The 5,163-nt window shown below is 72.3% G+C and carries 8 protein-coding genes; all 8 read left to right on the top strand.

Annotation, left to right across the window (positions count from 1 at the left end):
- Positions 1–40: 40 nt before the first annotated feature.
- From ACYVKZ_RS20915 to ACYVKZ_RS20880, 8 genes are read left to right on the top strand one after another with little or no spacing between them, the layout of a single operon-like run.
- A complete protein-coding gene (locus ACYVKZ_RS20915; protein WP_460994401.1) occupies positions 41–1,321 on the top strand; it encodes a phage portal protein family protein in 1,281 nt (426 codons plus the stop codon).
- A complete protein-coding gene (locus tag ACYVKZ_RS20910) occupies positions 1,318–2,526 on the top strand; it encodes a head maturation protease, ClpP-related (RefSeq protein WP_460994400.1) in 1,209 nt (402 codons plus the stop codon). The genes ACYVKZ_RS20915 and ACYVKZ_RS20910 overlap by 4 nt, the downstream gene beginning before the upstream one ends.
- A 2-nt stretch (positions 2,527–2,528) precedes the next feature.
- Positions 2,529–2,909, top strand: coding sequence for a capsid cement protein (locus ACYVKZ_RS20905; protein ID WP_460994399.1), 381 nt, complete (start codon positions 2,529–2,531; stop codon positions 2,907–2,909).
- A gap of 10 nt (positions 2,910–2,919) precedes the next feature.
- Positions 2,920–3,855, top strand: coding sequence for a phage major capsid protein (locus ACYVKZ_RS20900; protein ID WP_460994398.1), 936 nt, complete (start codon positions 2,920–2,922; stop codon positions 3,853–3,855).
- Positions 3,856–3,860: 5 nt separating this feature from the next.
- Positions 3,861–4,052, top strand: coding sequence for a hypothetical protein (locus tag ACYVKZ_RS20895; RefSeq protein ID WP_460994397.1), 192 nt, complete (start codon positions 3,861–3,863; stop codon positions 4,050–4,052).
- A 15-nt stretch (positions 4,053–4,067) separates the two neighbouring features.
- Positions 4,068–4,493 (top strand): hypothetical protein, encoded by a 426-nt coding sequence (locus tag ACYVKZ_RS20890; RefSeq protein ID WP_460994396.1) that lies wholly within the window; start codon positions 4,068–4,070, stop codon positions 4,491–4,493.
- Positions 4,490–4,855, top strand: a complete 366-nt coding sequence (locus ACYVKZ_RS20885) for a hypothetical protein (protein ID WP_460994395.1) — start codon at positions 4,490–4,492, stop codon at positions 4,853–4,855. Before ACYVKZ_RS20890 ends, ACYVKZ_RS20885 begins: the two co-directional genes overlap by 4 nt.
- Positions 4,848–5,096 (top strand): hypothetical protein, encoded by a 249-nt coding sequence (locus ACYVKZ_RS20880; RefSeq protein WP_460994394.1) that lies wholly within the window; start codon positions 4,848–4,850, stop codon positions 5,094–5,096. The genes ACYVKZ_RS20885 and ACYVKZ_RS20880 overlap by 8 nt, the downstream gene beginning before the upstream one ends.
- Positions 5,097–5,163 lie beyond the last annotated feature (67 nt).

Below are 5,163 nucleotides of genomic sequence, written 5' to 3'. Positions count from 1 at the left end.
CGTGGCCCGCATGGGCTTCTGACGCGGAAGGGGCGATTGAATGGCTGTCCCGACGTCGGAGAAGGGCTACGCGAACAAGGGAGCCGGCTGGTGGGGCGCCCCGGACGACGAGGAGACACCGGAGCTGACCTGGCCCCGGAACGTCGACGTCTACGACCGGATGCGCCGCCAGGACGCGCAGGTGATCTCGGTGCTGCGCGCCGTGACCCTGCCGATCCGGCGCACATCGTGGAGGCTCGACCCGAACGGCGCGCGGCCCGAGGTCGTGCAGCTCGTCGCGGACGACCTCGGCCTCGGGGTCGCGGGCGAGCAGGAGCGGCCGATCACGCGCACCCGGGACCGGTTCTCGTGGACCGAGCACCTGCGGATGTCGCTGCTGATGCTCCCGTTCGGGCACTCGTTCTTCGAGCAGGTGTACCGGATCGACGAGGCGGGCCTCGCGCGGCTGCGCAAGCTCGCGTGGCGGCCGCCGAAGACGATCGCGCAGGTCGACGTCGCCTCTGACGGCGGCCTCGTCGCGATCGAGCAGCACGGGCCCGGCGCGCCGGGGTCGCGGCCGCGGATCGGCATCGACCGGCTCGTGGCGTACGTGAACGACCGCGAGGGCGGCAACTGGCTCGGCCAGTCCCTTCTCCGCCCGGCCTACAAGTACTGGCTGCTCAAGGACAGGCTCCTGCGGGTACAGGCGCAGGCGGTCGACCGCAACGGCCTCGGTGTCCCGGTGTACGAAGGTTCCAAGCTCCCGGAGAACATCACCGGGGCGGAGCGGCAGACACGCGAGCAGGACGAGCTGGACGAGGGACTGAAGCTAGCGCAGGGCTTCCGCTCCGGGGACAACGCCGGCGCGGCCATCCCAAACAGCGCCAAGCTCACCCTCAAGGGCGTCGAGGGCGACCTGCCGGACGCGGACAAGCCGATCCGCTACTACGACGAGCAGATCGCCCGCGCGGTGCTCGCGCACTTCCTGAACCTCGGCACCGAGACAGGCTCCTGGGCGCTCGGGTCGACGTTCGCGGACTTCTTCACCCTCTCCCTGCAGACCGTGGCGATGCAGATCGCGGACACCACGACGCAGCACGTCATCGAGGACATCGTCGACCTGAACTGGGGGCCGGCCGAGCCGGCACCCCGCCTCGTGTTCGACGAGATCGGCTCCCGCCACCCCGCGACGGCCGAGGCCATCAAGATGCTCATCGACGCCAAGGCCATCAACCCCGACGAGGACCTCGAGCGGCACCTGCGCACCGTGTACGGGCTGCCGGCCAAGGCCGCCGGGGGAGCTCCACCGCCGGACCCGACCGCCCAAGGAGGCACCGCATGAAGTTCAGATTCCGCGGGGACTCCCCGCCCGCCGCGGGGGCCCGCGCATCGGTCCTCGACCCAGCCCTGGACGGCAGCACAGCAGTCCTTCGCCTGTACGACCCCGTGGACTCATGGGGCGGCGACTGGGGCGTGTCCGCGAAGGAATTCGCCCGCGCGCTCGACGCGCTCCCCGTGGACACCTCCGAGATCCGCCTCCACATCAACTCCCCGGGAGGGGAGGTGTTCGAGGCGGTCGCGATCATGAACCAGCTGCGCGGCCACAAGGCGCGCGTCGTCGCCGTCGTGGACGGCCTCGCCGCCTCCGCCGCATCCTTCATCGCCGCCAGCGCCGACGAGACCATCATGGGCGGCAACGCCCAGCTGATGGTCCACGACGCCTGGGGACTCGCGATCGGCAACGCCGCGGACATGCAGGCCATGGCAGACACCCTCGGGAAGATGTCCGACAACATCGCCGCCGTGTACGCCGCCAAGTCCGGCGGCACGGTCGAGGAGTGGCGCAACATCATGCGCGCCGAGTCCTGGCTGACAGCCGAGGAAGCTGTCACCGCCGGCCTCGCCGACCGGGTGGCAGGCGACCAGCCCGCCGATGCCGCCATGGCGGCCTTCGACCTCTCCGTCTTCAACCACCCGGGCCGGGCCTCAGCCCCCGACCCGACCCCAGTCCTGGCCCGCATGTCCGCGGGCCGGCCTCCGGCCGAGCCGGTGGCAACCCCACAGGAAGGAGCGACCGACATGTCGGACGCACTCATGAAGGGGCTCCGTGAGCGGCTCGGTATCCCGGCCGACTCGGAGCTCGACGAAACCACCGCGCTCGCGGCCCTCGACGAGGCGCTCGCCGAGCACGCCGAGCACGAGGGGACGGCCCCCGCGGCCGGCCCCGGCACGGTCGTCCTCGACGCCGCCCAGTACCGCGACCTGCAGGCGGCCGCAGAGGAAGGCCGCGAGGCCCGCCGCCAGCAGCAGGCCGAGGCCCGCGCCGCGCTCGTCGACGCCGCCGTTCAGGACGGCAGGATCGCCCCGGCACGGCGCGAGCACTGGCTCAACGCGCTCGCGGCCGACCCGGGCTCCGCAGACACCCTCGCGGGCCTCGCCAAGGGCCTCGTGCCCGTCGCCTCCGTCGGCTACACCGGCGGCGTCGACGAGGCCTCCGACGAGGACACCCTCTACTCCAAGTTCTACCCGACCGAGAAGGAGGCCTGACCATGGCTCACCTCTTCAGCCCCGGAGCGGACGTCACCTTCACCGCTGGCGCCGACGTCACCGCCGGCCAGCTCCTCGCCGTCACCGGCAACCGCACCGTCTCCCCGGCGGGCGCGAAGTCGGCCGCCTGGGTCGGCACCGCCGCCTTCGACGCGAAGGCCGGCGAGAAGGTCACGGTCTGCCGCGGCGGGGTGCAGCGCATCCTCGCCTCCGGCGCCGTCGTGGCCGGCCAGCCCGTGGTCTCCGCGGCCACCGGCAAGGTCGCGGCGCTCGCGGCCGTCACCACCCCGACCGCCGGCGACGTGACCGACACGCGCGCCATGGTCGGAATCGCCCTGACCGGCGGCACGGACGTGCTCGTCGAGATCGCCCTGGACCGCTAAGGAGAGCACCATGGCCTACACCTACCCTGCCCCGCCGGCCACCGTCGTCGGTGGGGACACCATCGACATCCACCACCTGCTCAAGACCCCGAGCCTGGTGGCGCGCCGCATCCGCAGCCTGCTCGAGCAGCGCTACATCGCGGACTTCCTCCTCTCCGGCCGCTTCACGGCCGTCGGCGGCTCGATCCTGTACGAGACGGGCGAGCCGATCTTCACCGACGACGACCCCGAGGCCGTCGCCCCGGGCGGGGAGTACCCGCGCTCGTCGGCGCAGGCCGGCAGTCTCGCCGCGGCGAAGACCACCAAGTGGGGCCAGGACATCCCGGTCACGGACGAGGCCATCGCCCGGCTTGGCATCAACCCCGTCGACCGGGCCTTCACGAAGCTCGTGAACCAGTCCGTGAAGTACGTCGACTCGGCCGCGCTCGGCGTGATCGCATCGAAGGTCACCCAGTCGTTCGACGTCACCGCCGGCGGCGGCCCGGGCGCCTGGACGGACGGCAACGCCATCGTCGAGGGCGTCCTGCTCGCCAAGGCAAAGGTCACCGCCCTCGACGAGGGCTACGACCCCAACGTCATCGTCCTCTCCGACGCGCAGTGGGCCAAGGCCGTCGCGCGGCTGAACGAGAGCGGCCTCCTGCCCCGCGAGGCCGGGAACCCGCTCGTGACGAACGTCTGGCCGCAGGCGCTCGGGCTGACGTGGACGAAGTCGAACCACACGGCCTCGACCGATCCGCTCATTGTGGACACGACGCAGCTCGGCGGCATGGCCGACGAGGAGCTCGGCGGCCCCGGCTACGTCCGCGGCGGCAACGGCGTCGGCGTCGAGACCAAGTCCATCCGCGTCGAGGAGACGGACAAGTACCTGCTGCGCGCCCGCCGCGTCACGGTGCCTGTCGTGCTCGAGCCGAACGCGGCCATCAAGATCGCGAACACGGGGCTCTGAGGCACATGGCACACATCGTGAAGGCCACGCTCATCGTGGCGAAGGTCGGCGACACCGAGCAGTACTTCGAGAAGGGCATCGCCCTCCCGGACGGGGTCTCCGCCGAGGAGCGCAAGCGCCTCGCCGCGGACGGGCTCGTCGAGTACGTGAAGGACCCGGCCAAGGCCGAGACCGCGAAGTCGGACGACAAGTCCTAGCCGAGAGGGGGCGCCATGGCCGAGCCACTGGCGGCGATAGCCGACGTCGAGGCCGCGTGGCGCCCCCTCGTGGGGCCGGACCGGTCCCGGGCCGAGTACTACCTCGGTGTCGTCTCGCGCCTGATCCGGCGCCGCTGGCGGGACACTGACCAGCGGATCACCGACAAGTCCCTCGACGCCGAGGACGTCGCCGACGTCGTCGTGCAGCTCGTCCTGCCCAAGATCGGCGCGCCGCCCATCGTCGGCGCCCGGTCCTGGTCGCAGACGACGGGCCCGTTCAGCCAGCAGGTCACGCTCGGCGCGTCCCGCGGCGAGGCGTTCGTGCTCGAGGGCTGGATGGTCGAGGTATTCCAGGGCCAGCCGCGGGTCGGTCCGGTGTTCAGCATGCCGCCCTCGGGACGGTACGAGCACCTGTCCATCTGGCCGGAGGAGAGGCCGTGAGCATGTGGCCCCTGTTCCCCCTGCCGAACGGGCAGACCGTCGTGTTCGAGGCGCACAGCCCGGGCGAGGTCGTGGACGGCTTCGAGCAGCCCGCGTCCTACAGGCCCGCGGTCGACGTCGAGGGCTGCGGCGTCGAGCCCGGCGCCCCGACGGCGATGCCGCACGAGCAGAACCGGGTGAGCCCGGACCGGGTCAGCTGCACCGTCTACGCGGCGCCGGGCACTGTGGTGGACGAGGGCGACCGGGCCACCGTGCCCGGCTTCGGGCAGCTGTCCGTGCTCGACGTCGCCCCCTGGCTGGCAAACCCCTTCACCGGCGACAGCGCCGGCGTCGTGATCCTGTGCGGGAGGTTCGATGGCTGACATCCGCGTTGAGCTCGACCGCCGCGAGGTCGGCAAGCTCCTCCGGCACCCGGCCGTGCGCCAGATGCTTGAGGCGCGCGCCCGGCGCGTGGCCGCGGCCGCGGGCCCGGGCTTCGCGGCCTCGTCCAGGGACGGGACGAACCGCGCCCACGCCTCAGTCACTACGGCCACCACGGCGGCCAAGGTGCGCGAGGCCCGCGACGCGGTCCTCGCACGCGCGCTGGGGGCGGCCCGTGGCTGAGCAGGGCCTGCAGATGCCCCTCGGGCTCCGCTGGGCCATCCGCTACCTCACCACCCGCGTGCAGGTC

Source organism: Sinomonas soli, assembly GCF_054782415.1.
Note: the sequence above shows the minus strand (reverse complement) of the source record. Positions and strands in the feature narration are given on the sequence as shown.